Below are 1,117 nucleotides of genomic sequence, written 5' to 3' on the forward strand. Positions count from 1 at the left end.
CTAGTGCGGCGTGGGAAAAGTAGTTTGGCGGTCAAGTTTGAGATACTGCGGCATGCGAGTTGCTCCTTTGGTGTTGCGTGACGGGGATCGAGACGAGCTGGCTGCGTTGGTTCGGTCCAAGACCGTCCGTGCGGACGTGGCACGGCGAGCGCGGATGATGCTGCTTGCGGCCGACGGTGAGTCCAACACGCAGATCGCGCATACGGTCGGGGTGTCGCGGCCGACGGTGACCTTGTGGCGCAGTCGGTACGAGCAGGCCGGGATCGCCGGCCTGGTCGACGAGCACCGCTCGGGCCGACCCCGCAGTGTTGATCATGCGAAGGTCGTCGCCGCGACGCTCGCGCCGCCGCCGAAGAAGTACGGGGTCACGCATTGGAGCAGTCGGTTGCTCGGGAACCATCTCGGTATCGACAACACCACGGTAGCCGCGGCGTGGCGTGAGTACGGTGTCAAACCGTGGCGCAGTGAAACATTCAAGTTCTCTACCGACCCGGAACTGGTCGCCAAGGTCACCGACGTCGTCGGCTTGTATCTCGCCCCGCCGGAGAACGCGATCGTGTTGTGTGTGGACGAGAAGTCGCAGATCCAGGCGCTGGACCGGACCGCGCCGATGCTGCCGATGCGGATCGGTTCGGTCGAGAAACGCACCCACGACTACGTTCGGCACGGCACGTCGACGTTGTTCGCAGCTCTCGACATCGCCACCGGCAAGGTCACCGGGCTGTGCCGGCCACGGCATCGTCATCAAGAGTTCCTCGCCTTCCTTCGGCATCTCGACCGGGCATATCCGGAGCGGGATCTGCATCTGGTGATGGACAACTACGCCACTCACAAGAAGGCCGAAGTCCGTGCCTGGCTGGCCGAACATCCCCGCTTCCATGTGCATTTCACCCCGACCTCCGCGTCGTGGATGAACCTGGTCGAGGTCTGGTTCGGCATCATCGAACGGCAAGCGATTCATCGCGGCACCTTCGGCAGTGTCAAGGAACTGAACACGAAGATTCGTGCGTTCATCACTGGCTGGAACACCCGGTGCGCTCCGTTCGTGTGGACCAAGACAGCCGACCAGGTCCTGGCCAAAGCTAATCGGCAAGAAACTTCAACCACGGACCACTAG

At 62.6% G+C, this 1,117-nt stretch carries 1 protein-coding gene; it reads left to right on the plus strand.

Annotation, left to right across the window (positions count from 1 at the left end):
* Nucleotides 1–52 precede the first annotated feature (52 nt).
* Nucleotides 53–1,117, plus strand: a complete 1,065-nt coding sequence (locus ACZI8W_RS26115) for an IS630 family transposase (protein WP_463371445.1) — start codon at nucleotides 53–55, stop codon at nucleotides 1,115–1,117.

It is taken from the genome of Rhodococcus ruitaii, from assembly GCF_055230935.1.

What these genes read in the sequence shown, in the direction of transcription:
- ACZI8W_RS26115 (WP_463371445.1), top strand. Translation starts at nt 53, where the DNA reads ATGCGAGTTGCTCCTTTGGTGTTGCGTGACGGGGATCGAGACGAGCTG.